Source organism: Allobosea sp. Tri-44, assembly GCF_004123845.1.
Taxonomy (GTDB): domain Bacteria; phylum Pseudomonadota; class Alphaproteobacteria; order Rhizobiales; family Beijerinckiaceae; genus Allobosea.
The window spans coordinates 551671-575895 of the sequence record NZ_NBDP01000003.1 but is presented as its reverse complement, the minus strand read 5'-3'; the positions used below and the strand labels follow the sequence as shown (position 1 = coordinate 575895).

The window sequence follows — 24225 nt, the reverse complement described above, 5'->3', positions numbered from 1 at the left end:
CTCGACATTCGTAAACCGGGGGGCTAAACCCTTGCCGCGCGACATATATCGGCCGCCTCAAGCCGATTCGGCCGCGATATCAGGTTGCCTGACGACGACACCTCCGCCGTCGGGCCGATGAAGGCCAAACGCCAGGCCATGTCACGACGCACACTCTTCCTCGGCCTCGCCGCCGCTGCGCTGCTGCTCGTCCTCGGGCTGCGGCCGTGGAATCTGGCGTTGTCGCATGTCGAGCGTTCCGTCGTCGCCGGCATCGAGGCCCGGACCGGCCTCAAGGTGACGGCGCTGCGCCGCGCCGAGATCGCCTTCCTGCCCCTGCCCCGGATCAGCCTGTCGGATGTGAGTTTCGTCGATCCGCAGGGCGTGCTGTCCGGCAAGGCGGCGCGCCTGCGAGCCCGCGCCCGGCTGCTCTCGCTGATCGGCGGCCAGCTCGATTTCGACCGCATCGACCTCGTCGCCCCCGAGCTCGATCTTGCTGTCGCGGACACCGGCGGCAGCTATGCCGAGTGGCAGAACCGAGCCCTTGGATATCTTACCCGTCTCGAGAGCCAGACCCGGCTCGTCCTGACCTCCGGTAGCGTCATGGTCCGTGCTGGTGAGACGGTCCTGACCACGCTGCGCGACGTCAATGTGATGATCGACGAGCGGACTGCCCAGGCGCCGGTCACCCTCGCCGGCTCGTTCACCTGGCGCGGCGAAGCCACCAAGGTCGATCTGCTCTGGCCGGTGGCGGGGGAGCGGGCGCGCACAGCCTTCTCCCTCGGCTCGCGGCTGATGAGCCTGCGGTTCAACGGCACGCGTTCGGCAGCGCAGGGCGTCACCAACGGCCAGATCGAGTTCAGCACGAAATCGCTCTCGGACGCCCTGGCCTGGGTCGGCCCGCGCCCGCGCATCGCCTCTCTGGTTCGGCAGGTCGAGCTGACCGCGCAGGCCCAGCTCAATCAGGACAGCGCCTCGCTCGACTCCGTCGTCGCCATGGTCGATGGCGACCAGCTCGAAGGCGCGCTCAAGCTCGACGGCTCGATGCCGAACTGGGCGCTCTCCGGGACGCTCGCCGGAGCCGAGTTCGATCTCGGCCGGCTGCTCCAGCAGGCCGGGCTGCCGGCACCTCCCGGAGGTAATGATGCCGGTAGCGTACCGCTCGAATTCGACGGCTGGACCACCAATGATATCGACCTGCGCCTGTCGCTCGATTCCGCCCGGATCGGCAGCGCCCATGTCCGCGACCTCGCGGCGCAGCTGCTGATCCGCAGAGGCCGGTTCGAAGCCTCGCTCCTGCGCGCCGCGGCCTATGGCGGCTCGGCCCGCGCCCGCATCCTCGCCACACCGGTTGCAGCCGGCTCGGACGTCAAGCTGCAGCTCGGGCTGGACAAGGTGAACCTGGCGCTGGTGGCCGACGACCTGCCGGAACTCGCCCGCCTCAGCGGCACGGCCACCGGCCAGCTCGCCTTCGACGGCGTCGGAAGCAGCCTGGACCAGGTGGTGAGTTCGCTGACCGGCCGGGCCAATCTGACGATCCGGCAGGGCGAGTTCCGCGGCATCGCCTTCCCCGATTTGCTGCGCAAGGCCGAGAAGCCTCCGGCCTCCGCGCGCGACTGGCGCCAGGGCAAGAGCGCCTTCGAAACCCTGCAGCTTTCCGCGCTCGCCAATCTCGGCGTGGTCTACCTCACCGACACCCAGCTATCCGGCTCGGGCTATGGCGTCGTCCTCAACGGCACTGCCGATCTCAGTCGGCGCTGGCTCGATCTCAATGGTGCCCTGAGCTCGACCACGACCTCGACGCGCGTGCCGTTCGAGGTCCGCGGCCCCTTCTTCGGCGCCGCCTTCACCCCCGAGATCGATGCGGCCTTACGGACGCTGGGACCGGCGATCCCGCTGCTGCGCTGACAACTCCGTCATGCTCGGGCTTGACCCGAGCATCTCAGGCCGGATGAGGTTCCGGTCGGCGTCTTCTCATCCTGAAATTCTCGGGTCTACGCTTCGCTCCGCCCGAGAATGACGCCAATCCGGTTGTCCCCGGGAAGGAGGCTCACGCCTCCCCGGCCGGCTCCTCGCCCCCACCGTTCTCGCCGCCGCCGTTCTCGGCCTCGCCGGTCTCACCCTCTTCGTCGGCTTCCTCGCCGATCCGCTCGACCGAGACGACCTTCTCGCCCTCGGCCGTGTCGAAGATGGTGACGCCTTGCGTCGAACGTCCGGCGATGCGGATCGGCTTGGGGCCCTCCACCGGGATACGGATGACCTGGCCGCCATCGGTGACCAGCATGATCTGGTCGGTATCGGTCACCGGGAACGAGGCGATCAGCTTGCCGTTGCGCTCGTTGACGACCATGGCGGTGATGCCCTTGCCACCCCGCCCGGTGACCCGGTACTCGAACGACGAGGTGCGCTTGCCATAGCCCTTTTCCGACACCGTCAGGATGAACTGCTCGGACGCGCCCATCTCGGCGTATTTGTCCTGGCCGAGTTCGATGTCACCAGCGGCCTCTTCCGCGTCGGCGACCGGCGCGGCCGCCTCGTCGCCGTCGCCGGTCACGGCGCGCCGCGCCGCCGAGGCGAGCTTCAGGTAAGCAGCGCGCTCGTCCGGCGTCGCATCGAGATGGTGCAGGATCGCGAGCGAGATCACCTCGTCGCCCTTGGCGAGGTTGATGCCGCGCACGCCGGTCGAGTCGCGGCCCTTGAAGACGCGCACCTCCGGCACGGCAAAGCGAATGCTCTGGCCCTCGGCAGTCGTCAACAGCACGTCGTCATGCTCGGAGCAGATCTGCACGTCGACGATGGCATCGCCCTCGTCGAGCTTCATCGCGATCTTGCCGTTGCGGTTGACCTGGACGAAGTCGGACAGCTTGTTGCGCCGGACATTGCCCGTCCTCGTCGCGAACATCACGTCGAGCCGCTCCCAGCTCTCCTCATCCTCCGGCAGCGGCATCACCGTGGTGATGCGCTCGTCCTTGTCCAGCGGCAGCATGTTGTTGAGGAATTTGCCGCGCGCATTGGGCGCCGAAAGCGGCAGCCGCCAGACCTTCTCCTTGTAGGCCTGGCCCAGCGAGGAGAAGAAGATGATCGGCGTGTGCGTGTCGGCGACGAAGAGGCGGGTGACGAAATCCTCCTCGCGCGTCGACATGCCGGAGCGACCCTTGCCGCCGCGCTTCTGCGCCCGATAGGTCGAGAGCGGCACGCGCTTGATGTAGCCGGCATGGGAGACGGTGACGACCATGTCCTCGCGGGCGATCAGGTCTTCGTCGTCGAGATCGGAACCCCAATCCTGGATCACGGTGCGGCGCGGCGTGGCGAAGGCGGCCTTCACCTCGGCAAGCTCGGTCTTGATGATCTCCTGGATGCGCACCCGCGAACGCAGGATATCGAGATAATTGGCGATCTCCTTGGCGAGCTTCTCCAGCTCGTCGCCGATCTCGTCGCGGCCGAGAGCGGTCAGGCGTGCCAGGCGCAATTCGAGGATCGCCTTGGCCTGCGCGTCCGAGAGCCGGTAAGTGCCGTCGGCATTCATCGGGTGGCGCGGATCGTCGACCAGCGCGATCAGCGGCGCGATATCCTCGGCCGGCCAATCTCGCGCCATCAAGGATTCATGCGCTGCGGCCGGTGTCGGCGCCGTGCGGATCAGGCGGATGACCTCGTCGATATTCGCGACGGCGGTGGCCAGGCCACACAGCACATGGGCCCGCTCGCGCGCCTTGTTGAGCAGATAGCGGGTGCGCCGCGAAACGACTTCCTCACGGAACTCGACGAAGGCGGAGATGAAGTCCTTGAGATTCAGGATCTCGGGCCGGCCGCCGGTCAGCGCCACCATGTTGGCGCCGAAGGAGGTCTGCAGCGGCGTGAAGCGGTAGAGCTGGTTCAGCACCACATCGGCGACGGCGTCGCGCTTGATCTCGATGACGACGCGCACGCCCTCGCGGTTCGATTCATCGCGCAGGTCGGAGATGCCCTCGATCCGCTTCTCGCGGACGAGGTCGGCGATCTTCTCGACCATCGTCGCCTTGTTCACCTGGTAGGGCACCTCGGTGACGATGATCGCCTCGCGTTCCTTGCGCAGTTCCTCGATATGCGTCTTCGAGCGCATCACGATCGAGCCGCGCCCGGTGTGATAGGCCGAATGGATGCCGCTGCGGCCCATGATCTGGGCGCCGGTCGGGAAGTCGGGGCCGGGAACGATCTCGATCAGCTCGTCGATCGTGATCTCCGGATTCTCGATCAGCGCGATGCAGGCGTCGATGACCTCGCCGAGATTATGCGGCGGGATATTGGTCGCCATGCCGACCGCGATGCCGCCGGCGCCGTTGACGAGCAGGTTCGGGTAGCGCGCCGGCAGGACCTTCGGCTCGTGCTCCTTGCCGTCATAGTTGGGCTGGAACTCGACCGTGTCGAGGTCGAGGTCTTCCAGCAGCGGCATCGCCGCCTTGTCGAGGCGAGCCTCGGTGTAGCGATCGGCCGCCGGGCTGTCGCCGTCCATCGAGCCGAAATTGCCCTGGCCGTCGATCAAAGGCAGGCGCAGCGAGAAGTCCTGCGCCATGCGCACCAGCGCGTCATAGACCGCGAGATTACCGTGCGGATGGTACTTACCCATCGTGTCGCCGACGATGCGGGCGCACTTGGTATAGGGCCGGTCGGGCAGGTTCTTGTTCTCGTGCATCGAGAACAGGATGCGCCGGTGCACGGGCTTCAGGCCGTCGCGGACGTCGGGAAGAGCGCGGCTCACGATCACGCTCATGGCGTAATCGAGATAGCTCTTCTTCATCTCGTCGGTGATCGCGATCGGCTTGATGTCGCCGCCGAACTGCGGGCCGTCGTCGCGCTTGTCGTCGTTGTCTTCGCTCAAGGGAAAAAGTCCCGTTTACCGCTGTTTTTTCAATGCTCTGGCTAGCCGATTCCGGCGCACGAAGCCAGCAAAACGCGAATCTATTCAGAGAAAATAAAACCGTTTGATCGCAGCAAGTTGCGGGTGATTCTTGATTCGCTTTCGCGTGCCTTCCGCAATCTCGCCATGTTTGGCCATGGTCGCATATGGAAATTGCGAGATCCGCCATCCGCGAAGGTGCGAGCTAGACCTTCCGAACCTGCGGGGCGAAGCGCCGAAAGGCGTCTTCGATCGCCTCGTAGCTGCAGGCAACCCCCTGGAGCGGGAGGTTGCAGCCGTACCAGGTGACAAGCCACGTCTTCAGAGGATTGGAGACCTTAGGCTCGAACCGCGCAGGCTCGACCAGATGAATCAGGACAGCCGGGGCATCCCCAGCAGTATCGAAGGAATAACTTTGCACTGCGTCCCACGGCACCTTTTTCGCGAAGGCGTAGGGTGCCGTCAGCCCTTCCTCGTCGAAAGCCAAATGGACCGAGTGATCGAGATCGCCGAATGCCTTTCCAAAGGCGAGAAGCAGGAACAGGGAGCCGAAAATCGTTCCACCTATGATGGCGGTCCATCCCCCTTTTGACACGAGAAGGGCCACCAGAAATCCGCCGAAGCCAAGATAGAAAAGCGCTTCCCAGCGGCTCTCATTGCCGTGAAACTCGATGCGGTTCGGCGCATTGGTCTCGGCCTGCACGTCGAAGACGCTCACGTCGTCTGGTTCGCTGCGGCAAGCTAGCATATCGTCGCGGAATGTTCGCCGAATATCTCTCCTCCGCGCTCGTCACCCTGCTGGTCACGCTCGATCCGCCCGGGCTGGCGCCGATCTTCCTGTCGCTGACGCGTGGCATGTCGGAAAGCGAGCGGCGGCAGGTCGCGGTCCGCGCCTGCATCATCGCCTTCTGCATCATGGCCTTCTTCGGCCTGGCCGGCGACGTCGTGCTTAAGGCGCTCGGCGTCTCGCTGCCGGCCTTCCGCATCGCCGGCGGCTTCCTGCTGTTCTGGATTTCGTTCGAGATGGTGTTCGAGCGTCGCAACGAGCGCAAGCAGCAGACGGCCGAGACCGCGATCACCCAGGACCATATTCGCAACGTCGCAGCCTTCCCGCTGGCGATCCCGCTGATGGCGGGCCCCGGCGCCCTGACCGCGATGATGCTGCTCGCCGGCCGCGCCAATGGCGACATCGCCATGCTGTCCTCACTCGCCGTGATCTGCGGGCTGGTGATCCTGTCCTGCCTCGTCGTCTTCTTCCTGGCGGTGCCCATCGCGCGCCTGCTCGGCGTCACCGGGAATGTCGTGCTGACCCGCCTGCTCGGCGTGATCCTCGCCGCGCTGGCGGTGCAGTTCGTTATCGACGGCGTGCGCGCCGTGATCCGGAGCGGCTGAGCCGCCCCGGATCGAGCGCCGGCTCAGGCGGCTCTGGCAAGCTGCCAGCGGGCGATGTCGACCAGCACGACCAGCGCGAGGCTGACGCCGACCAGCGGCAGCGCCCAGCCCAATCCCGCGGCGACGAGAACCGCCAGCGCCCTACCCGGCCGGCCGAGCCGCAGCCAGGCCTGCACCAGCGTGCGCGGCAGCGAGCCTGGCGCCGGCCGCTGGCGCCACCAGATCCGGTAGCCGAGCAGCGTCGTCAGCATCAGCGCGATGCCGAGCCCCGCCATCAAGAGCTGGTTCGGCAAGCCGAACAGGATGCCCATATGGGCGTCGATCCCCCAGCGGATCAGCTTGGCGATCAGCGGGAAGGTCTCGAAGTCGGCCCGGCTGACCACCGAGAGATCGCGCGGATCGAGCGCCATCGTGTCGACCTGCGTCGGCCAGCTCCGGTCATACTCCCGCACCAGCCAGGCCTGGCCCTCGCCGCGCGGCGGCCGCATCTCGACATGCGGGGAATCGATGCCGGCCGCCTTCGCCGCGGTGAATACGGCGTCGAGCTGCGCGATGCTGCCGGGTGCGGCTCCACCAACAGCCGGGCCATGGTCGCCATGATGGGCATGCGCGTCGACAGTGGGCGTGGCGCCGAGCTTGAGCGAGACCGAGGGTGTCACCCAGCCGAGATTGGCCCGCAGCGCGTCGATCCGGTCGCCGGCGTATTTCGACCAGGTCAGTCCGGTCACCGACAGGAAGACGAGGCCGAGCGAGAGCGTCAGCCCGATCAGCCCATGCCAGCGCCGGTCGCGCAGCGCCGGATTCGCCCTCGCGCGCTCCGCCGCCTTGGGATGGCGCCGCCAGAACCACATCGCGACGCCGCCCAGCACCACGGCCCAGAGCCAGGACGCCGCCAGCTCGCTGTAATGACGCCCGAACTCGCCGAGCAGCAGATTGCGATGGAGATAGTCGAGCTGGGTCCGGAACGGCAGGATGCCGCTGGTGCCGTAGACGGTGAGATCACCCTTGATCGCCAGCGAGACCGGATCGACGAAGATCGCCCGGCTTTCGGAATCGCCGAGGCCGGGGTGCGCGAACATCACGCGCGTCGTCTCCCCCGGTCTGGGCGCGGGGCGGATGGCGAAGAAGCGCGGCCCCTCGCCGATATGCTTGCGCGCGGCCTCGGTCTGCGCGGCGAGCGAAGCGGGCTCGCCCGCCGTCGTCGCGGTCAGCTGCTCGCGATAGAGAAAATTCTCGACCTGCGGCGTCAGCACATAGAGCGTGCCGGTCAGCGCCGCGATCAGGATGAACGGGCCGACGAACAGCCCGGCATAGAAATGGAGCCTCGCGATAAAGGCCTTGAATTCGGACGATATTGCGAAGCCGCGGCCGGCATCGGCGCGCGTCTGGGCATCCGCGTGAGCGGTCATGGTTGGGTTCCTCGATAGACCTGCCGGGATGCCGCCGCCGCTCGGGGCCGGCGGGCATTCGGTCGCTGCAATGGAAAGCGGCCCGAAGGCCGCTGCGGCGTCAGGTCTGGAAAGGTGGTCCTCTGGGACGGGCTGCCAGCCGCTCTCGTCCCGGCAATGGCAGCGTCGTCAGATCGTCGAAGCGGACGAGCGTGGTGCGAAGCGCCGATTCCTCGAAGGAAGCCGTCCGGTCTGGCGGCGCATAGGCCGCGCCGAGCCAGGCGCAACCGAGCAGGCAACACGCCGGCAGATGCGGCGCCGGCTCCTCGCCCGGCAACGGAACGCTTTCGGCGCCCGGTGCGCACAAGGTGAGGTGGATGGTTCGGTCGAGCAGCGCCCGCGCGAGGCTCTGCCCTGAAACCGCGGCGCCGAACAGCCCCTGCAGCACGAGCACATAGGCCGCGATGATCGCGACCCAGTGTCTCGCCCGGCTGTTCCTGCTTGCGATCAAGACCGCGGCCCCTTTGAGCATGCCCTGCAGAAACAGGTATCATTTTCGCAGCGCGAGAACATGCTCAAGTTACTGATCCCGCGTGAAGAATTTTTCCGTTCAGCCGGCTTGGCGGAGCAAACCGATGTGCAGCGCCTGCGAGAGCGGCGCTGCTGGGATCGGTCCGGCACAGCTACGCCTTGATGTAGACGAACGCCTCCTTGCCCGAGGTCAGCCGGACGCTGACGCGCTTGTAGTCGGCGACCTCGTAGCGATCGGCCGCCGCGAGTTCCTCCGCGCTGATGCTGAAGACCTTGCCCAGCACGCTGTCGGTCGGGTCGGCGCTCGGTGCGACCACCGGATGGAAGCGCTTGCCACTGGTGCGGATCACCTCGGGATCGGTGATCTCCAGCATGGTCTGGGCAAAGCCCGGCATGGCGTCGTCATGGCCGTCGAGCCGGCGGCCGAAGGAGGCAAGCTGGACATTCTCCTGCTGCAGCGTGCCATAGGAGAACAGAAGGATGCTGCGCTCGTCGGCCATGCTGCGGCTCCTGCCTCATACGGCTAGAGCGCCGCCAGCAGCTTTTCGCGCGCCGCGCGCGAGCCGGCAAGGCGCTGCCTTGCCGCAGCCAGGATCGCGGCCGGCGCCTCCTGCGGCGTACCCGCTCGGAAGGGCGGCTGCGGCGCATATTCGAGCGAGAGCTGGATCAATTGCGCTTCCTCCTCGCCGAGCAGTTCGGCGATCACCGTCAGCCCGAAATCGATGCCGGAGGTGACGCCGCCGGCGGTGATCAGATTGCCGTCGCGCACCACGCGCCCCTCTGTGGGGGTCGCGCCGAACCGCGCCAGCAGGTCATGGGCGTTCCAGTGGCTGGTCGCGCGCTTGCCCTTCAGCAAACCGGCCATCCCCAGCACCAGCGATCCCGTGCAGACCGAGGTGAGATAGCGCACCTGCCCGGCCCGCTCGCGCAGGAAGGCGAGAACGGTCTCGTCCTGCAGCAAGGCATTGACCCCGCTCCCGCCCGGCACGCAGAGCACGTCGAGCGGCGGGCAGTCGGCGAAGGTCGTGGTCGGCGTCAGCACGAGCCCGGTCGCGGCCTTGAGCGGCGCCGTATCCTTCCAGATCAGGTGCACCTCTGCACCCCGTGCCGAGGCGAAAACCTCATAAGGGCCGGTCAGGTCGAGCTGCTGGACTTGCGGGAAGGCGAGGATGCCGAAGCTGAGAGGCATGGTGCGAGCTCCTGGTTGACTGACGCAGTCTAGCGGGCGAAGCTCTGGCCGAACTGCCAAGCATCCCTCGCTTCATGCCAAACCAGTGCCGCATCGAAATCCTGACTTTCCCCGGCGGGCAATTGCTCGACGTCGCCGGACCTCTGCAGGTCTTCGCCACCGCCAACGATCTGGCACACCTCGCCGGCCGGCCCCTGCCCTATGAAACCGCGGTCGTCGCGGCTGAGGGCCGCGTCGTCACCAGCTCGAAACTCGAACTCGGCGCAGCCCCGCTGCCTGAGCCAACTGCACCGCTGCACACGCTGGTCGTCGCCGGCGGCTATGGCGTCAACGCCGCCTGCCGCGATGCATCTCTGGTCGCCTGGGTCCGGCAGCGTGCCGCGGCGGCGCAGCGCGTCGCCTCGGTCTGCAGCGGCGCCTTCCTGCTGGCCGCAGCCGGATTGCTCGACGGCCGCCGCGCCGTGACGCATTGGGGCCGCTGCGCCGAATTTGCGGCGATGTTCCCGTCAGTTCGGCTCGATCCCGACCCGATCTATATCCGCGACGGTGATGTCTGGACCTCGGCCGGCGTCACCGCCGGGATCGACCTAGCTCTGGCGCTGGTCGAGGTCGATCTCGGCCGCGAGCCGGCGCTCGCCATCGCCCGCCAGCTCGTCGTGTTCCTGAAGCGTCCCGGCGGGCAGGCCCAGTTCAGCGCCGCACTGACGCTGCAGGAAAAGGACGAGCGCTTCGACCGCCTGCATGGCTGGATCGTCGAGAACCTGCGCGGCAATCTCTCGCTGGAAACCCTCGCCGGGCAGGCCAATATGAGTCTGCGCAGCTTTGCCCGGCATTATCGCCAGGCGACGGGCCGCACGCCCGCCCGCGCCGTAGAGGAAATCCGGATCGAGACGGCGCGGCGCCTGCTCGAACAGGGTCTCTCGGTCGCCCAGGCCGGCCGCCGCTGCGGCTTCGGTTCCGAGGAGACACTGCGCCGCGCCTTCCTGCGTCGGCTCGGAGCCAACCCGCAAGCCTATCGAGAACGCTTTGCGGGGTAGCGGCGGTCCACCTTCTACAGCGCCAGTTCCATCAGCCTTTCGCCATTGGCGCGGGTCTCGCCCGTATCGCGGAAACCCTGCGCCAGATAGAAGCCGTGCGGCCCGCCATCACCGGGCAGATAACTTAGCCGCGCGAGCTCGTACCCTTGCGACGGAAGGCTTTTCAACCAGAGCGCGATTGTCTCTCGCCCATAGCCTTTGCCCTGGTGATGCTTGTCGATCATGAAGCGCCAGAGGAAGCAGCTCGCGCCGTCGTCCCCGGGCCGCCACATGATGAAGCCGACCGGCGCCTCGTCGGCATAAACCGCCCGAAACACAGCTGCCGAGTTGAAATGAGCCTGCGCGATCGAGACCGCATTGGGCGCGACGAAGCCGTCTTGCGCCCGATGCGGCTCGAGCTCGCAAATCGCGCGCACGGTCTCGGCTGTGATCTCCCGCAGCGAGACGACCGGCACGCTCAAGCGATGCTCCTCACTTCTCCACGAACGCCTTCACCGCCCCTTCGGCCTGCTTCATCGAGATCACCCCGTCGAGATGGCCGCGCGTGCCCTGGATCGTGACATGGGTCACATCGCGGCCCGCCTTCTTCGCCTCGGCGACGGTGCGCTGGATCATCTCGTCCGGGAAGACCAGGTCCTTGGGCTGATTGACGATCAACAGCGGCGCCTTGATCCGGCTCATCGCATCGGCGAGCGACTTGCCGCCGGCGGCGTAGAGCTGGTTCGCCTTGACCAGATAGAGGAAGTGATTGGCATCCGAGACCTTGGCGCGCGCCTCGCCGGCATTGTCCAAAATGCTCTGGACCTGGAACTTGTTGCCGAGCGCCTTGGCCGGCTCCTCACCCTCCTTGGCCGGGCGGCGACCGAAGGTGCCGTTGGTCCAGTCGCCATGGTTGGCCTGCAGCGTCACCACCGTCAGCGCCTTGGCGAGACCGGCATTGGGCGGCGTCTTGCCGTAATAATCGCCCTTGTTCCAGTTCGGATCGACCAGGATCGGCGCTGCCCAGACGTCGAGCCAGGCGATGAGCTGCGCGTCCGCTTCCGCCGCGCCGATCACCGCCATCGCCTTGCCGACCATCTCGGGATGGCTCGCTGCCCATTCATAGGTCTGCAGCGCCCCCATCGAGGGGCCGGCGACCATGACCAGCTTCTTGATTCCAAGACTCTCGACCAAGGCCTTCTGGACATTGACGAAATCGCCGATTGTTACGACCGGGAAATCGAGGGCATACGGCTTGCTGGTATCGGGATCGATTGAGGCCGGGCCGGTCGTGGTGGTCTTCGGGTCGCCGGTGTTGAGATTGACCAGCGTGTCGGAGGCGATGACGAAATACTTGTTGGTGTCGATCGCCTTGCCGGGGCCGATGATCGCATCCCAATAGCCCGGCGCGGCATCGGCAACCGCGTATTTGCCGGCGGCGTGCGAATTGCCCGAGAAGAAATGACAGATCAGGATCGCATTGGATTTGTCGGCATTGAGCGTGCCGTAGCTCTCCCAGCCGACCTTGACGTTCTTCAGCGTCCGCCCGCTTTGCGTGGTGTAACTCGGCAGGTCGAAGACCTTCTTCTCGACGATCAGATCCTGCGCCTGCGCCATTCCCGTCACCATCACGCCAACGACACCGAGCACTCCCGCGATCCAAGCCTTCATGCCGCACTCCTCCGCTCCGGCCGTCGCACGGCCTTGGGAACGGATCAGAGCGGATTTGTCCGGCTAACGGAAGAGGCAGCTTGCCGTCATTCTCGGGCGGAGCGGAGCGCAGACCCGAGAACCTCATGACGAGGAAGCACCGGTTGGAGCCTCACCCGGCCTGAGATGCGTGGGTCAAGCCCGAGCATGACGCCAAGTTTTTCTCACAGCGTCTCCAACAACCCCTTGATCAGCGCCCGGCGCGGCGCGATCGAGGAGATCAGCGCATATTCCTGCAAGGTGTGGGCGCCGTCGCCGTCGATGCCGAGCCCGTCCAGCGTCGGAATGCCGAGCGCCGCGGTGAAGTTGCCGTCCGAGCCGCCGCCGGTCATCGGACAGTCCTGCAGATCGAAGCCGAGCCCGGCCGCCACAGCCCGCGCCTGCTCATAGAGTGCCGCGACCTCCGGCGATTTCTCGTAGGGCGGCCGGTTCATCCCGCCGGTGATGCTGAGCTTCACATCCGGATCATGGGCCTTCAGACCGAGGATGCGCTCTTGCATGGCGACGCCGTCGGCCACCGAGGTGACGCGGCAGTCGACGCTGAACCAGGCGTGCTGCGGGATGACATTGGCGGCCGTGCCGCCGCCGACCAGCGCGACCGTGGTGGTGATGCCGCGCGAATAGTCGGTCATGCCCTCGATGGCGAGGATCTGGTGCGCCGCCTCGCGGATGGCGTTGCGCCCATCGGCATGGCGCGAGCCGGAATGTGCCGGCCGCCCCTCGAGCTTGACCTCGAAGCGGCCGACGCCCTTGCGCGCGGTGACGATCTTGCCACCCTCGCGCGCCGGCTCGGTCACCAGCACCGCCATCGCTTCGCGGCCGATATCCTCGATCAGGGCGCGCGAGGTCGGCGAGCCGATCTCCTCGTCCGGCGTGAACAGGAAGACCAGCGGCCGCTGCACTGTGCCGGACTTGGCGGCATCCTTGAAGGCCTGCAGTGCCAGCCAGGCACCGCCCTTCATGTCGTAGACGCCGGGACCATAGAGCCGGTCGCCCTCGACCCGCACCGGCAAATCCCTGGCGCTGGTGCCGACCGGGTGGACCGTGTCGAGATGCGACATCAGTGCCAGTGCCTTCTCGCCGTTCCGGACGCCGGCGCGCAGGATCAGATTGTCGCCGAGCCCATCGCGGCCGGGAACGCGCTCGACAGCAATCGGCAGGCCTTCGACCTCCCGGGCGACGAGGTCCATCATGCCGTTGACGCCGGGCACGTGATGGGTGGGGCTCTCCAGCGCAACCCAGACGGAGAGCGCGGGGACGGCAGGATCGTGAATGGTCATGATGGGGAGGGTTTTCGCAGGAAAGCGTGGCGATAACAGGACATTGGTCAATTCGCCGGCTTTGTCCATGTCGAAAGGCGCCTAGCTGCCCTGCAGGCCCGGCGCCTTAAAAAAGTTTCAGCCTGCTGTCGGCAGCGCCGATCCTCGTCCGTCCTCGAAGCGAACCCGCCGAGGACCAGACGATGCGCCCGCCCGCCGCCCCCGCCATTGCCATACTGCCGGCCCTGTATTGGCTGCGCAGCCTCGTGGCGGCGTTCGCCGGCTTCGCCGCGGTCCTCGTGCTCGCGCTCCTCGCCGACCAGCTCCTGCGTTCGCTCGGCCTGCCGCCTCCGGCGGCCCAGCCCATGCCGGAACTCGGCCGCCAGGCCCTGGCGGCCTGGCTGCGGGCGGGCTGCCTGCTGCTCGGCGCCCTCCTCGCGAGGGCCGCCGTCGCTAGACGCGTTTGACGTTCCAGAAGGTCGGGAAGCTCGGCAGCACGCCCGTGAGCTTGCGGCTGAAGGCCGTCGGCTGGAAATACTGGCCGAGCGGGGCGTAAGGCACGTCCTCGAAGGCCTGCTTCTGCAGCTCGGCGGCAATCTTTTGCTTGGCCGGAAGGTCGGCAGCCTCCATCCAGGCCTCGCGCAGCGCCTCGATCTTAGGCGCCACCGGCCAGCCCGGCCAGGCCGCGGCGCCATTGCCACGCAGCGAGATGTGGCCGACCGGATCAAGGATGTCGATGCCGTTCCAGCCGGTGAAGAAGCAATTCCAGCCGCCATTGCCCGGCGGCTCCTTGTTGGCCCGACGCGTCACCACCGCGCCCCAGTCCATCACCTGGTAGTCGACGTTCATGCCGATGCGCTTCAGCATCTCGGCGCCGACTTCGCATTCGGCCTTGAGATTGGCGAGATCGGTGACGCCGAGCAGCACGACCTTCTCGCCCTTGTAGCCGGCCGCCGCCAGCGCCTGCTTGACCTTGCCGATGTCGCGCGGGCCGTTCAGCACCTCCATGCCGGCATCGTTCGCCATCGGAGTGCCGGGCGGGAACAGGCCGACGCCGGTGCGCCAGAGCTCCTTGTCGGGGCCACCGACCGCCTCCATGAACTCGGCCTGGTCGATCGCCATCAGCACGGCGCGGCGGATCGCCGGATTGTCGAAGGGCGGATGCAGATGGTTCATCCGCATGATCGCGATCGAACCGGTCGTCTCCTTGATCGCGACCTCCAGCCTGGGATCCTTCGCCAGCAGCGGCAGGATGTCGGGCAAGGGCTGTTCGACCCAATCGATCTCGCCGCTCTGCAGCGCCGCCGCCGCTGTCGCCGGGTCCGGCAGCGTGTGCCACTCGATCCGCTCGACATGGACGATCTTCGGCCCGGCGGTGCGGCCGGGTCTGCCGTCGCTCCGCGGCACGTAACCGGCGAATTTCTCGTAGACCGCCCGGCTGCCCGACTGCCGCTCGCTCGCGATGAAGCGGAACGGCCCGCTGCCGATCACCTCGGTGACCTGCGTCGTCGCCTCGGTCCTGGCCAGGCGCTCCGGCATGATCACCGGCACCGAGGCTGTCATCTTGGCGAGCGCATCCGGCAGCAGCGGGAACGACTTCTTCAGCCGGAAGCGCAGGGTCTTGTCGTCGACAGCGACGAGCTCGTCGGTCTGCGCCATCAGCGTCTGGCCGAAGGAATCGCGCTTGCCCCAGCGGCTCAGGCTGGCGACGCAATCCTTCGCCAGAACCGGCGTGCCGTCATGAAATGTCAGGCCCTCGCGCAGCTTGATCGTCCACGTCTTGCCGTCGGCCTCGGCAAGCGCACCCTCCGCCATTTGCGGCTGGGCCTTGTAGCTCTCGTCCTGGCCGAACAGCGTGTCATAGGCGAGGAAGGCGTGGTTGCGGGTGACGGTCGCCGTCGTCCAGATCGGGTCAACCACGGCAAGATCGCCCTGCGGCACGAACTTGATCACGTTCTTGTCGGCGCCACGGCCGATATTGGGTTTGCTGACCGCAAAGGCGGCAGCCGTGCCTGCGATGAAAGCGCGACGTGTCGGCATTTCAGGCTCCCTGGAGCCCGTTCCGATCAGCTTGCACCGCAAGCCGATCGGCAAAACGGTCTCCAAACCAAAAGGAAGAGACGGATTCACCGATCAGGTTGGAACAACCTGATCGGATCCGGCTCTGGCAACAGGGCGTCGATCCGGGATGGTGAAGCCCTGGCGATACGGCAGCGCTCAGGCAATCAGCATGCCAGCGGCCGGTCAAGCCGGCCGCGCACGAACCTGCGGCTCGTTCAGGCCGCGTCGCGCAAGTCGTCCAGGTCGAGTTCGACCAGAAAGTCCGGATCAGCCTCGATCAGCAGCGCCAGCGCCGCGTCGTCGGCGAGCGAATCGGCCAGCATCCGCGCTTCGTCGCGCGCGGCTTCCGCATCGAGCCGGCGCAGCAGCGCCATCAGCGCATTGGCCTGCGGGCCTTCCAGGCCCTCGCAGGCGATCAGGACGTGCACCAGCAGATCGCGATCGATACCGCCCGCGCCCCGCTGGCCTGGACCAGCCTGCTTGAGTGCATCCACGGTGGCGGCAAAGGCCGGCAGCAGGGCCTCCGGCATTGCCGCCTTGCGATAGAGCGCCTTGAGGCCGGCCCCGCGCCGGTCCCAGAGCAGCGCGCGGACGCGGTTGAGCGGCAGGCCGGAGAGCGCGGCGAAGGCAGCTTCTGCCAAAGCCGGTTCATTGCTCAGAAGCGAGCGCAGGATCACGCCGGCAGTCAGCCGGCCATTCTCGCGCAGGCAATCGACGATAGCCGGGGCGTCGCTCGCCTCGCCGCCGGCAGCGAGTGCGACGGCAACACGCTCGGTCGATTCGCGGGCGAGGCGCGCGCTGCGTTCCTCGGTGAGCCAACCGCAGCCGGAGACGAAGGCGGCAAGTGCATCGGAGACCTTGGCCGCGATCGCCTGACGTAGGCCTGCCGGAAGATCGTCGCGCGCCAGCATGGCCTCGCGCACGGCGCCAACCTCGCCTGCGCGCTCGAAGATGCGTTCCAGCGAGAAATCCGGGATCTCGGCCGTCGGATTGGCGAGCAGCGCGACCAGCGCTTCCTCGACCCCAACCTCGCCGAGCGCAGCACAGATGCCGGCCGACAACCACGGCCGCTGCGCGATCGCGCGCTGCGCCAGCCCGTTGCCGATCGCGGCGGCATCGACCAGGTCGGCCTCGGTCAGCACCGGCGACTGCGCCAGCAGCAGAGCGGCGATATCGCTCTGCTCGGCGATCAGGCCGAGCACCACATTGCGCGGCGCCTGCGGCGCGGCCGCGAGTTCCTCGGCGAGTGCGCGTCGCACCAGCGGCGAAGGATCGTCGACAAGCGAAATCAGCGCCGTCTCGGCCTCGCGCCTGTCCTCGGCCGACATTGCCGAGCGCAGATAGGCACCGGCCAGAGCGGCAGCGCCTTTCGCTCGCGCCTCGGCCGGAGCGGTGCGGGCCCAGAGCAGGAAGCGGCGGACGATCATCCGCGCCTCCCATGGAGCATGAACTGGCTGAGATCGAGCGGGCCGCGCCGTGGTTTGCGGGGCGTGAGCGCTTCGCTAGAAGCGGTCTGCGTATCCGCCACGGCAAGATCACGCGGTCGCGATGGTGGCAACGGAGACATGGCGCTGGCCGGAGCGGTCGAACTGACTGTGCTCTCCACTTTGGCGACCTTACCGGCGGATGAGGGACTGCCCTCGCTCGCCGCCGAGCTAACGCGCGGGAAATAGCGGGTCGCCGGATCGTCATCGGTGGTGCGGGACGTGTTGCCGCTACGTGGCGTGGTCCAGAGATTGGCGACAGCCTTCGAGACAGGCGTGCGCGGCCCCTCGGTCGAGAACAGGCCGATCAGCCCTTTTGCCCGGCCCGGCGCGAGAGCGGCGGCGATCGGCGCGACCGGGGGCTCCGCAGCATAGGCTGTTGCCGTCGTGGCCGCGCCGGTCGGCCGGGCCTGCGCCAGCATCGCGCCGGTGGTGGCCGCGACCTGGGTATTGGCGTGGCTCGCGGCGAGCAGGCCGTAGACTTCTTGTGCGCTACGCGCCCTGCCGCCCTTGTCGAAGAAGATCGAGCGATTCGCCGCCGCTGCGTCCGGGAAGTCGCGGGACGCGGCGCGCGTCGGATCGCTCCCGACGGTTCGGATCAGGTCGGCGGCGCCGCGCGCACCCAGCACATGGGCCATGTAGAGCTCGCCCGCCTGCGGCTGGCGCCCGAGCGCCTGGCCGAGCTGCTCGGCATTCTTCTGCGTCAGCGCGCCGGCCATCACGGTCGCGACATGCGGATCGGTACGCAATTGCAGGATCTTCTCGCGCAAAGCCGGGTCGGCGACCGTCAGGCGGCCGCTGCCATCCTCGCTGATCGCACCGGCATAGTTGGCCATTCCCTGCTTCGGACCTTCCTGGCGCATCATCGACAGCCAGGTCTGCTCGATGAACTGGAACAGGCCGGTCGCGCTCGAGGTGCGCGCCTTCGCATCCGGGGCGAGCGCCGATTCCCGTTGCGCCGTCTTGAGGAGATAGTCGAAGCCGACGCCGGTCTTGTCGGCGCCTTCCTTGATCGCATTGACGACCGGATTGGCAGGCGTTGTCTCGCGGGCGGTCGGCGTGCTGAAAAGGAACATGAGGTCACTCGGGCCGCTGCCGTTCCAAGCGGACCGGAGCACCTGAAGAGACTGGACCGGTTATGGTAAGCGAACCGTTAAAACGGGTGCTCGCCGGACCCGGCTCGGAACCGAAAAAGTGCCACAGGAGCAAGACGATGGCGGAAGCGATGCGGCATAAGCGAGGCGGGCTCTATTTCGAGGATTTCGAGATCGGCGCCTCGATCGAGCATCGGCTGACCCGCACGGTCACGCAGATGGACAACATGCTGTTCTCCAACATGACGCTGAATCCGCAGCCACTGCACATCGACGCGCATTTCTGCGCGACCGAGACCGAATGGGGCAAGCCGCTGATGAACTCGCTGTTCACGCTCGGCCTGATGATCGGCATCTCGGTCAACGACACCACCGTCGGCACCACCATCGGCAATCTCGGCATGACCGACGTCACCTTCCCGGCCCCGCTTTTCGAGGGCGACACGGTGAACTGCGTCACCGAGATCGTCGCCAAGCGCGAATCGAAGTCCCGGCCGGATGCCGGCATCGTCGACTTCCACCACCGCGCCTATAAGCAGGACGGCACGCTGGTGGCCCAGTGCCGCCGCCAGGCCTTCATGAAAAAGCGCCCGACCGGAGGACAGGCCTGATGCGCTCGCTTCTCTTCGTCCCCGCCGACAACCAGAAGAAGTTGCAAAAGGGTCTCGAAAGCGGCGCCGACGCGCTGATCCTCGATCTAGAGGATTCCGTCTCGCTCGACGCCAAGCCGGCAGCGCGCGAACTCGCCCGTGATTTCCTGAAGGAGGTCGCGGCCTTGCCGCGGCGCCCACGCCTGATCGTCCGCGTCAACGCGCTGATCACGGGCATGACCGCGGCTGACCTCGACGTCGTCATGCAAAGCGGGCCCGACGCGATCATGCTGCCCAAATCCGAGGGCGGCTCCGATCTCAGCCATCTCGCCGCGCATATCGCCGTGCGCGAGGCCGAGTACGATCTGCCCGACGGTGCGACCAAGATCATCGCGATTGCGACCGAGACCGGAAAGGGCATCTTCGGCCTCGGCAGCTATGCCGGCGCCAGCCACCGACTCTCCGGCCTGACCTGGGGTGCGGAAGATCTATCGGCCGATCTCGCCGCCGAAACCAATCGGCTCGAGGACGGTTCCTATGCCGATCCCTATCGTATGGCCCGCTCACTCCTGCTCTTTGCTGCCGCGGCAGCGCAGGTCGACGCGATCGACACCGTCTTCACCGCCTTTCGCGACGAAGCGGCCCTGCGTGCCGAATGTATCGCAGGACGGCGCGATGGCTTCACAGGCAAGATGGCGATCCACCCGGCACAGGTGCCGGTGATCAACGAGGTCTTCTCGCCTTCGCCCGAAGCGCTGGCCCGGGCCGAGGCGATCATCAAGCTGTTCGACGCCAATCCCAATCTCGGCGTCATCGGGCTCGACGGCGAGATGCTCGACCGGCCGCATCTGATGCGCGCCCGCCGGCTGAAAGCGAGGGCTGACAGATTGCGTCAATGATTGGACGCAAGCGATTCGGCTGATTCGGGTTTTTTGACACCGCCCCGACCGCGACGTTCTTCCAGCTCGTCATGCTCGCCCTTGTGGCGAGCATCCACGTCTCGACCACCGCAGACGATCGGCGAAGCGAAGACGTGAATGGTCGGGACAAGCCCGACCATGACGGGGAAGCGGCCCCAGCTATTTGAGCTGCCGGCATTGATGCCGCGCCGCGGTGGCGAGGCACTCCTGCGCTTTCTTGGCGGCGTTGAGTTCGCGCAGGAGCCAGAAGCCGGCGCCGATCATCACCAGCACGGCGATGACGGCCAGCAGGTTCACGGTCATCCGCCATTGTTCGTCCGGCTCGTCGTCCGGCGGCGTTGCCATGCCAGGTTAGCCGCCCCCCGGCGGCCGAATGATCGAGAACAGCTCGCTGACCTCGGCATAGTCGCTGTAACCACATCGAGCGATCGGGTTGGCGCCGGCCGTATCGAAGCGCCCGTCGCGGATGAAGGCCCTGTCGATATAACCCGCGACGACCTGGCCGAACACGATCCAGTGCGGCACGTCATTGCCTTCTATGTCCCTGACCTGCTGGATCGACAGGAGCTTGCATTCGAGCGCGGCCGGGCTCGCCGCGACCCGTGGCGGCCTGACGACGCGCGATGGTGCCATCTCGAGACCGGCATGGCCGTATTCGCTTTCCCCGCGCGGCAACGGCGCCGAGGTCAGGTTCATCTGCTGGTCAAGCGCCCTGGTGACCAGGCTGCAGGTGAACTCGCCGGTCTCCTCGATGAAGGCGACCGCATCCTTCTTGTTCTCGGAGGAGAACATCACGATGTTCGGCCGCGCTGAGACCGCGTTGAAGAAGCTGTAGGGCGAGAGATTGACCTCGCCCTTCGCGTTGACCGCGCTGATCCAGCCGATCGGCCGCGGCGCCACGATCGCCTTGAACGGGTCGTGCTTGAAGTCGAGGTCGCGACCGCCATCGGTATAATACATGGCGTTCACGCTCCGAACCGGCTGACGATCGCGGCAAGGTCAGGCCGCTCGCGATCGGCCGGGCGGCCGTCGGCCTTGCCGAGATGAACGAAGCCGGCGATGCGCTCGTCCGCTTCGAGCCCGAAGGCATCCAGCACCTTGCGGTCGAAGGCGAACCAGTTGGTCAGCCAGGAGCCGTTGAAGCCGAGCGCCTCGCCGGCGATCAGCATGTTCATGCAGACCGCGCCGGCCGAGAGCTCCTGCTCCCATTCCGGGATCTTTTCGTGCTTGCGGGCCCGCGAGACGACGGCGATGACGACCGGGGCATGGAGCAGGCGCTTGCGCTCGAACGCCACCTTGTCCTCGTCGGCCTGCGGATTGCGCTCCTTGAAGACGCTGGCGACGACCTCCGCCGCTTTCTCCTTGGCGGCGCCGGCGAAGACGATGAAGCGCCAGGGCGCGAGCTTGCCATGATCCGGCACGCGCGCCGCCACCGTCAGGATCTCGCTCAGCTGAGCGTCATCCGGCCCGGGGCTGGTGAGAAATTGCGGCGGCACCGAGCGGCGGAGCTTGAGCAGGGAGAGCGTGTCGGTCATGAACATTCCGAAGAGCTGGCGCAGCGGCGGCGGGTGATGGTCTCCCAGTTAAGGTTTCGCCATGATGAGGACAAGCGAACCTGCTCCTTCCCTGGCGCAGGGACGATGACGGCACAGCGCATGTTTCAACACGACAAGTTTCAAATTCAGATGATGACCATGGCCAAGGTCAGCATCACGCTGCTCGCCGCCGTGCTCGCCGCGTCGCCCGCCCTTGCCCAGACGCCGGGCGCCGCGACATCCGCCACCACGCCAGGCTCGCCGCCGCCCCCCGCCCTCGGCCCACGCGCCGGCCAGGCGATGCTTGCCCTCAGCGCCCAGTTCGCCGGAAACCGCAAGCCGATCCGCTCGGGCCTGGTCTGGCGCGTGCTGTCGGAGTCCTTCGACGGCTCGCCGCCGCGGATCGTCGCCCGTTCGAACGAGGCCGAGCCCAGCTTCGCGCTCGATCCCGGCATCTATCTGCTGCACGCCGCCTATGGTTTTGCCAGCGCCACAAAGCGCATCACGCTCGGCGCGCAGGGGCTGAGCGACAAGCTCAGCATCAGCGCCGGAGCGCTCTCGCTCGCCGGCTCGATCGGTGAGACCCCAATCGCGCCGGCCCAGCTCAATTTCTCGGTGTTCGTGCCGCTGCAGGGCAACTCCGAGGGCCGCCTCGTCGCTTCCAACGTCAAGTCCGGCGAGCTGATCCGCCTGCCGGAGGGCACCTATCACATCGTCTCGACCTATGGTGACTCGAACGCCATCCAGCGCTCCGATGTCCGGGTCGAATCCGGCCAGGTCACCCAGGCGACGCTGCACCACCGCGCGGCGCAGGTGACGCTCAAGCTGGTCGCCGGCCCCGGTGGCGAGGCCTTCGCCGGCACCGCCTTCAGCGTGCTCACGCCCGGCGGCGACGTCATCCGCGAGGCGATCGGCGCTTTCCCGCAGGTGATCCTGTCCGAGGGCGACTATGTGCTGATCGCCCGGCAGGAAGGCCAGGTCTTCTCGCGCGACTTCAAGGTCGAGGCCGGACGCGATCGCGATATCGAGGTGATCGCACGCTGAGCAATACCGTCTCTCCGGGGCGCTGCGCAGCAGCGAGCCCAGAATCCATGATCACGACGCGCCCCGTCGTTTCCGGAAGAGTTCATTTATTCGGCGACGGCGTTTCGTCCGGCATCGTCGTGTTCATGGGTTCCGGGCTCAGGCCTTCGGCTTGCCCCGGAATGACAGGGTTTACCTCACCACAGCTCAATTTATCGGCTTGCCGGGCTCGCGCCCGCCGGTGAGCTCACTGACGATGCCGTCGGCCAGACGAATTCCGAAGCAGCGATAACCGGCCTCGACCACCTGGAGCCCGTCCATGCCGACGATCTCCTCCTCGCTGAACTGCTTCGAGCCCGACCAGCTCTTCATCATGGCATAGCGCGGAAAGACCGAAACGCCGCTCTCGCTCGCCGTCTTCGCCAGCACGGCCCGGTAGTCGTCATATTTGGGATAGCGGCCCTCGCGCAGGAGCCAGGGCATGTCCATCAGCACGAGGTCGATCCCGGCCTCCTGCAGCCTGTGGGCGCCCTTGCGCAGGATCTTCGCCAGCTTCTCCTCGCCGATATCGCGAATGGCGTCGTTCACCGCCGTCTGCCAGATCACCAGCGCCGGCTTCTCGGGAATGACCTCGCCTTCGAGTCGCAGGTACATCTCATAGGCCGACTGGCCGCCGACGCCGAGGTTCACGACCTTGATCTCGCGCCCCGGCAGGCGCCGGCGCAACTCGGCCTCCAGCACGGCAGGGTAGCTGCGATCGGCATCGCTCGCACCCGTCCCGGCGGTGCTGGACGAGCCGAGCGCGACGATGGTGAGCCTATTGGTTTCGGTAAGGGCGCGCTTCGCCGCCGATAGCGACGGCTTGAAAGGATGCTGGGCTGCGCCGGCCCGACAGCGCCCATCCACTGCTTGGGCAAGCGGCTTGGGCCCGGCAAATGCCGGCAGGGCCGACGCCAGGATCAGAAGAAAGGCGCTCAGGCCGTAGCGGCCTGCTCGCGAGGGGCGCTGGCGGCGCGTGCCGTAAGCGACTTGTACCACGAGAGAAATGTTCCTAGCCCGATCAGGATGGTAATCCCGCTCAGGTTCACGATCAATTGCATCAAAAGAGCGAAAGACGTCTCCGCAAGGATGATCTGGCCGATGATCGCCAGAACGATTCCGGCGCAGAAGACCTCGAGCGAATGCCGCCCGAGCGAGGCCAGTCTCCTGCCAACCATCCCCTTGAGCAGGCTCGCATCGGGCTTTAGGAAGCGCAGCACGAGCCAGGCCAGCGCAGCCAGATGCGCGACGCGGGGCCAGGCGAGATTGGTCTTGTCGGTGCCGATCTGCAGGCTCTCGATCCAGTCGTTCAAGAGCGCGATGCCGAACGGGTTGCCGGAGGACAGCTTCACCACCACCGCGAAAAGGATGACGGCCGCAGCCGCAAGATCGACGAGGACCAGCTTCGGCAGGGCGGCGCCGACGATGCCGAGGCGGCCGATCACCACACCGAGCGTGAAGAGCATCTGCCAGGCGAACGGGTTGAAGAACCAGCCGCCCTCGCCCGGATGGTTCGGCAGGTTAAGCCCGGCATGGGTAGCGCCTTGCCAGATTGCGAAGGAGACGAGCAGCGTCGCGAGCGGGCTGGTGCGGGCTGCGATGTAGATCAGCGGAAACAGCGCCAGCAGCACGATATAAAGCGGCAGGATGTCGAGATAGTAGGGCTGGTAGACGAGGCCGAGCGCGTTGACGATTGCCGCCTGCGTGTCGCTGAAGAAGGGTTGGATGTTGATCGCCTCGACATAGAGCGCGTTCTGGGTGCGCACCACCGCCGTCGCGACGATGCCGCAGACCAGCACGAACAGCGCCAGATGCGCGATGTAGAGCGTCCAGATCCGCGCCCCCACCTTGAGCGAGCCGACGAGGAGCCCGCGCTGGTCGATCAGCCTGCCATAGGCGAAAGCGGCAGAGACGCCGGCGAGCAGCACGAAGACGTCGGCCGCGTCGGAGAAGCCGTAATTATGCGGCATCGCCGAGGAGACGATGTTGCCCGGCATGTGATTGACGAAGATGACGAGCAGGATCAGGCCGCGGATCACGTCGATGCGCAGGTCGCGGCCGGGCGAGGCCGCGTCGCGGGGCCCTTTTCCGAACAGCACCAGGCGCCAGAATCCGCTCACTCGAACCGCTCCTCATGCGCAG

At 66.8% G+C, this 24225-nt stretch carries 24 protein-coding genes; 7 read left to right on the top strand and 17 right to left on the bottom strand.

All coding sequences use genetic code 11. The features are described 5' to 3' along the window. The first annotated feature begins 84 nt into the window (after positions 1 to 84). On the top strand, positions 85 to 1887 hold the full coding sequence (locus tag B6S44_RS02875) for an AsmA family protein (RefSeq protein WP_129155236.1): 1803 nt from the start codon (positions 85 to 87) through the stop codon (positions 1885 to 1887). A gap of 142 nt (positions 1888 to 2029) precedes the next feature. Here B6S44_RS02875 and gyrA read toward each other — a convergent pair whose 3' ends face one another. Together gyrA and B6S44_RS02865 are read right to left on the bottom strand one after the other, a co-directional pair. Next, complete coding sequence (gyrA, locus tag B6S44_RS02870) at positions 2030 to 4834, bottom strand: DNA gyrase subunit A (RefSeq protein WP_282568163.1); 2805 nt, start codon at positions 4832 to 4834, stop codon at positions 2030 to 2032. 223 nt (positions 4835 to 5057) lie between these two features. Beyond that, positions 5058 to 5570 carry a hypothetical protein gene (locus B6S44_RS02865; RefSeq protein WP_129155235.1) on the bottom strand — a complete coding sequence of 171 codons (513 nt, stop codon included), beginning with the start codon at positions 5568 to 5570 and terminating at the stop codon, positions 5058 to 5060. Between the two features lie 41 nt (positions 5571 to 5611). Between B6S44_RS02865 and B6S44_RS02860 the strand changes: the two genes are divergently transcribed. Further along, entirely contained in the window at positions 5612 to 6244 is a 633-nt protein-coding gene (locus B6S44_RS02860; RefSeq protein ID WP_129155234.1) for a MarC family protein, read from the top strand. 23 nt (positions 6245 to 6267) lie between these two features. Here the strand turns inward: B6S44_RS02860 and B6S44_RS02855 are convergent, their stop codons facing one another. The 4 genes from B6S44_RS02855 to B6S44_RS02840 form a co-directional block, all read right to left on the bottom strand. After that, positions 6268 to 7653, bottom strand: coding sequence for a PepSY-associated TM helix domain-containing protein (locus B6S44_RS02855; RefSeq protein ID WP_129155233.1), 1386 nt, complete (start codon positions 7651 to 7653; stop codon positions 6268 to 6270). A gap of 100 nt (positions 7654 to 7753) precedes the next feature. Continuing rightward, positions 7754 to 8143 carry a hypothetical protein gene (locus B6S44_RS02850; protein ID WP_129155232.1) on the bottom strand — a complete coding sequence of 130 codons (390 nt, stop codon included), beginning with the start codon at positions 8141 to 8143 and terminating at the stop codon, positions 7754 to 7756. A 172-nt stretch (positions 8144 to 8315) separates the two neighbouring features. Then, positions 8316 to 8663 carry a gamma-glutamylcyclotransferase family protein gene (locus B6S44_RS02845; RefSeq protein ID WP_129155231.1) on the bottom strand — a complete coding sequence of 116 codons (348 nt, stop codon included), beginning with the start codon at positions 8661 to 8663 and terminating at the stop codon, positions 8316 to 8318. Between the two features lie 23 nt (positions 8664 to 8686). Next, positions 8687 to 9352, bottom strand: coding sequence for a DJ-1/PfpI family protein (locus B6S44_RS02840; protein ID WP_129155230.1), 666 nt, complete (start codon positions 9350 to 9352; stop codon positions 8687 to 8689). 74 nt (positions 9353 to 9426) lie between these two features. Here B6S44_RS02840 and B6S44_RS02835 point away from each other — a divergent pair, with 74 nt between their 5' ends. Beyond that, entirely contained in the window at positions 9427 to 10389 is a 963-nt protein-coding gene (locus B6S44_RS02835; RefSeq protein WP_129155229.1) for a GlxA family transcriptional regulator, read from the top strand. 14 nt (positions 10390 to 10403) lie between these two features. On the opposite strand, the gene B6S44_RS02830 is transcribed toward B6S44_RS02835, so the two are convergent. The 3 genes from B6S44_RS02830 to B6S44_RS02820 form a co-directional block, all read right to left on the bottom strand. Continuing rightward, complete coding sequence (locus B6S44_RS02830; RefSeq protein WP_248309436.1) at positions 10404 to 10844, bottom strand: GNAT family N-acetyltransferase; 441 nt, start codon at positions 10842 to 10844, stop codon at positions 10404 to 10406. Positions 10845 to 10860: 16 nt separating this feature from the next. Continuing rightward, positions 10861 to 12039 carry an E22 family MetX-like putative esterase gene (locus B6S44_RS02825; protein ID WP_129155227.1) on the bottom strand — a complete coding sequence of 393 codons (1179 nt, stop codon included), beginning with the start codon at positions 12037 to 12039 and terminating at the stop codon, positions 10861 to 10863. A 203-nt stretch (positions 12040 to 12242) separates the two neighbouring features. Continuing rightward, a complete protein-coding gene (locus B6S44_RS02820; RefSeq protein ID WP_129155226.1) occupies positions 12243 to 13358 on the bottom strand; it encodes a M20 family metallopeptidase in 1116 nt (371 codons plus the stop codon). 182 nt (positions 13359 to 13540) lie between these two features. Here B6S44_RS02820 and B6S44_RS02815 point away from each other — a divergent pair, with 182 nt between their 5' ends. Further along, positions 13541 to 13804, top strand: a complete 264-nt coding sequence (locus tag B6S44_RS02815; protein ID WP_129155225.1) for a hypothetical protein — start codon at positions 13541 to 13543, stop codon at positions 13802 to 13804. Here B6S44_RS02815 and B6S44_RS02810 read toward each other — a convergent pair. The 3 genes from B6S44_RS02810 to B6S44_RS02800 form a co-directional block, all read right to left on the bottom strand. Then, positions 13791 to 15377, bottom strand: coding sequence for an ABC transporter substrate-binding protein (locus B6S44_RS02810; RefSeq protein WP_129155224.1), 1587 nt, complete (start codon positions 15375 to 15377; stop codon positions 13791 to 13793). The genes B6S44_RS02815 and B6S44_RS02810 overlap by 14 nt on opposite strands. Positions 15378 to 15613: 236 nt before the next feature. After that, a complete protein-coding gene (locus B6S44_RS02805) occupies positions 15614 to 16825 on the bottom strand; it encodes a DUF2336 domain-containing protein (protein WP_129155223.1) in 1212 nt (403 codons plus the stop codon). After that, positions 16822 to 17958: a lytic transglycosylase domain-containing protein gene (locus B6S44_RS02800; protein WP_206735063.1), complete on the bottom strand. Its 1137-nt coding sequence runs from the start codon at positions 17956 to 17958 to the stop codon at positions 16822 to 16824. Before B6S44_RS02800 ends, B6S44_RS02805 begins: the two co-directional genes overlap by 4 nt. A 137-nt stretch (positions 17959 to 18095) precedes the next feature. On the opposite strand from B6S44_RS02800, the gene B6S44_RS02795 reads away from it, so the two are divergent. Together B6S44_RS02795 and B6S44_RS02790 are read left to right on the top strand one after the other, a co-directional pair. Next, a complete protein-coding gene (locus B6S44_RS02795) occupies positions 18096 to 18587 on the top strand; it encodes a MaoC family dehydratase (RefSeq protein WP_129155222.1) in 492 nt (163 codons plus the stop codon). Then, positions 18587 to 19465: an HpcH/HpaI aldolase/citrate lyase family protein gene (locus B6S44_RS02790; protein WP_129155221.1), complete on the top strand. Its 879-nt coding sequence runs from the start codon at positions 18587 to 18589 to the stop codon at positions 19463 to 19465. The genes B6S44_RS02795 and B6S44_RS02790 overlap by 1 nt, the downstream gene beginning before the upstream one ends. Before the next feature lie 180 nt (positions 19466 to 19645). Here B6S44_RS02790 and B6S44_RS02785 read toward each other — a convergent pair whose 3' ends face one another. From B6S44_RS02785 to B6S44_RS02775, 3 genes are read right to left on the bottom strand one after another with little or no spacing between them, the layout of a single operon-like run. Next, positions 19646 to 19831: a hypothetical protein gene (locus B6S44_RS02785; RefSeq protein WP_129155220.1), complete on the bottom strand. Its 186-nt coding sequence runs from the start codon at positions 19829 to 19831 to the stop codon at positions 19646 to 19648. A gap of 6 nt (positions 19832 to 19837) precedes the next feature. Next, on the bottom strand, positions 19838 to 20446 hold the full coding sequence (locus tag B6S44_RS02780) for a flavin reductase family protein (RefSeq protein WP_129155219.1): 609 nt from the start codon (positions 20444 to 20446) through the stop codon (positions 19838 to 19840). Between the two features lie 5 nt (positions 20447 to 20451). Beyond that, positions 20452 to 21021 (bottom strand): nitroreductase family protein, encoded by a 570-nt coding sequence (locus B6S44_RS02775; protein WP_129155218.1) that lies wholly within the window; start codon positions 21019 to 21021, stop codon positions 20452 to 20454. 150 nt (positions 21022 to 21171) lie between these two features. On the opposite strand from B6S44_RS02775, the gene B6S44_RS02770 reads away from it, so the two are divergent. Then, positions 21172 to 22065 carry a hypothetical protein gene (locus tag B6S44_RS02770; RefSeq protein WP_465246084.1) on the top strand — a complete coding sequence of 298 codons (894 nt, stop codon included), beginning with the start codon at positions 21172 to 21174 and terminating at the stop codon, positions 22063 to 22065. Positions 22066 to 22251: 186 nt separating this feature from the next. Here B6S44_RS02770 and B6S44_RS02765 read toward each other — a convergent pair whose 3' ends face one another. Together B6S44_RS02765 and B6S44_RS02760 are read right to left on the bottom strand one after the other, a co-directional pair. Next, the gene (locus B6S44_RS02765; RefSeq protein ID WP_164985696.1) at positions 22252 to 23082 is read right to left on the bottom strand and encodes an SGNH/GDSL hydrolase family protein; all 831 of its coding nucleotides are present in this window, start codon (positions 23080 to 23082) and stop codon (positions 22252 to 22254) included. Further along, positions 23019 to 24203, bottom strand: coding sequence for an OpgC family protein (locus B6S44_RS02760; RefSeq protein ID WP_129155215.1), 1185 nt, complete (start codon positions 24201 to 24203; stop codon positions 23019 to 23021). Before B6S44_RS02760 ends, B6S44_RS02765 begins: the two co-directional genes overlap by 64 nt. Between the last annotated feature and the right edge of the window lie 22 nt (positions 24204 to 24225).

Excerpts from the sequence above, each read along its gene's own strand:
- B6S44_RS02860 (WP_129155234.1), top strand. The coding sequence starts at position 5,612 with ATGTTCGCCGAATATCTCTCCTCCGCGCTCGTCACCCTGCTGGTCACG.
- B6S44_RS02855 (WP_129155233.1), bottom strand. The coding sequence starts at position 7,653 with ATGACCGCTCACGCGGATGCCCAGACGCGCGCCGATGCCGGCCGCGGC.
- B6S44_RS02845 (WP_129155231.1), bottom strand. The coding sequence starts at position 8,663 with ATGGCCGACGAGCGCAGCATCCTTCTGTTCTCCTATGGCACGCTGCAG.
- B6S44_RS02840 (WP_129155230.1), bottom strand. The coding sequence starts at position 9,352 with ATGCCTCTCAGCTTCGGCATCCTCGCCTTCCCGCAAGTCCAGCAGCTC.
- B6S44_RS02835 (WP_129155229.1), top strand. The coding sequence starts at position 9,427 with ATGCCAAACCAGTGCCGCATCGAAATCCTGACTTTCCCCGGCGGGCAA.
- B6S44_RS02825 (WP_129155227.1), bottom strand. The coding sequence starts at position 12,039 with ATGAAGGCTTGGATCGCGGGAGTGCTCGGTGTCGTTGGCGTGATGGTG.
- B6S44_RS02820 (WP_129155226.1), bottom strand. The coding sequence starts at position 13,358 with ATGACCATTCACGATCCTGCCGTCCCCGCGCTCTCCGTCTGGGTTGCG.
- B6S44_RS02815 (WP_129155225.1), top strand. The coding sequence starts at position 13,541 with ATGCGCCCGCCCGCCGCCCCCGCCATTGCCATACTGCCGGCCCTGTAT.
- B6S44_RS02810 (WP_129155224.1), bottom strand. The coding sequence starts at position 15,377 with ATGCCGACACGTCGCGCTTTCATCGCAGGCACGGCTGCCGCCTTTGCG.
- B6S44_RS02805 (WP_129155223.1), bottom strand. The coding sequence starts at position 16,825 with ATGATCGTCCGCCGCTTCCTGCTCTGGGCCCGCACCGCTCCGGCCGAG.
- B6S44_RS02800 (WP_206735063.1), bottom strand. The coding sequence starts at position 17,958 with ATGTTCCTTTTCAGCACGCCGACCGCCCGCGAGACAACGCCTGCCAAT.
- B6S44_RS02795 (WP_129155222.1), top strand. The coding sequence starts at position 18,096 with ATGGCGGAAGCGATGCGGCATAAGCGAGGCGGGCTCTATTTCGAGGAT.
- B6S44_RS02790 (WP_129155221.1), top strand. The coding sequence starts at position 18,587 with ATGCGCTCGCTTCTCTTCGTCCCCGCCGACAACCAGAAGAAGTTGCAA.
- B6S44_RS02785 (WP_129155220.1), bottom strand. The coding sequence starts at position 19,831 with ATGGCAACGCCGCCGGACGACGAGCCGGACGAACAATGGCGGATGACC.
- B6S44_RS02780 (WP_129155219.1), bottom strand. The coding sequence starts at position 20,446 with ATGTATTATACCGATGGCGGTCGCGACCTCGACTTCAAGCACGACCCG.
- B6S44_RS02775 (WP_129155218.1), bottom strand. The coding sequence starts at position 21,021 with ATGACCGACACGCTCTCCCTGCTCAAGCTCCGCCGCTCGGTGCCGCCG.
- B6S44_RS02770 (WP_465246084.1), top strand. The coding sequence starts at position 21,172 with ATGATGACCATGGCCAAGGTCAGCATCACGCTGCTCGCCGCCGTGCTC.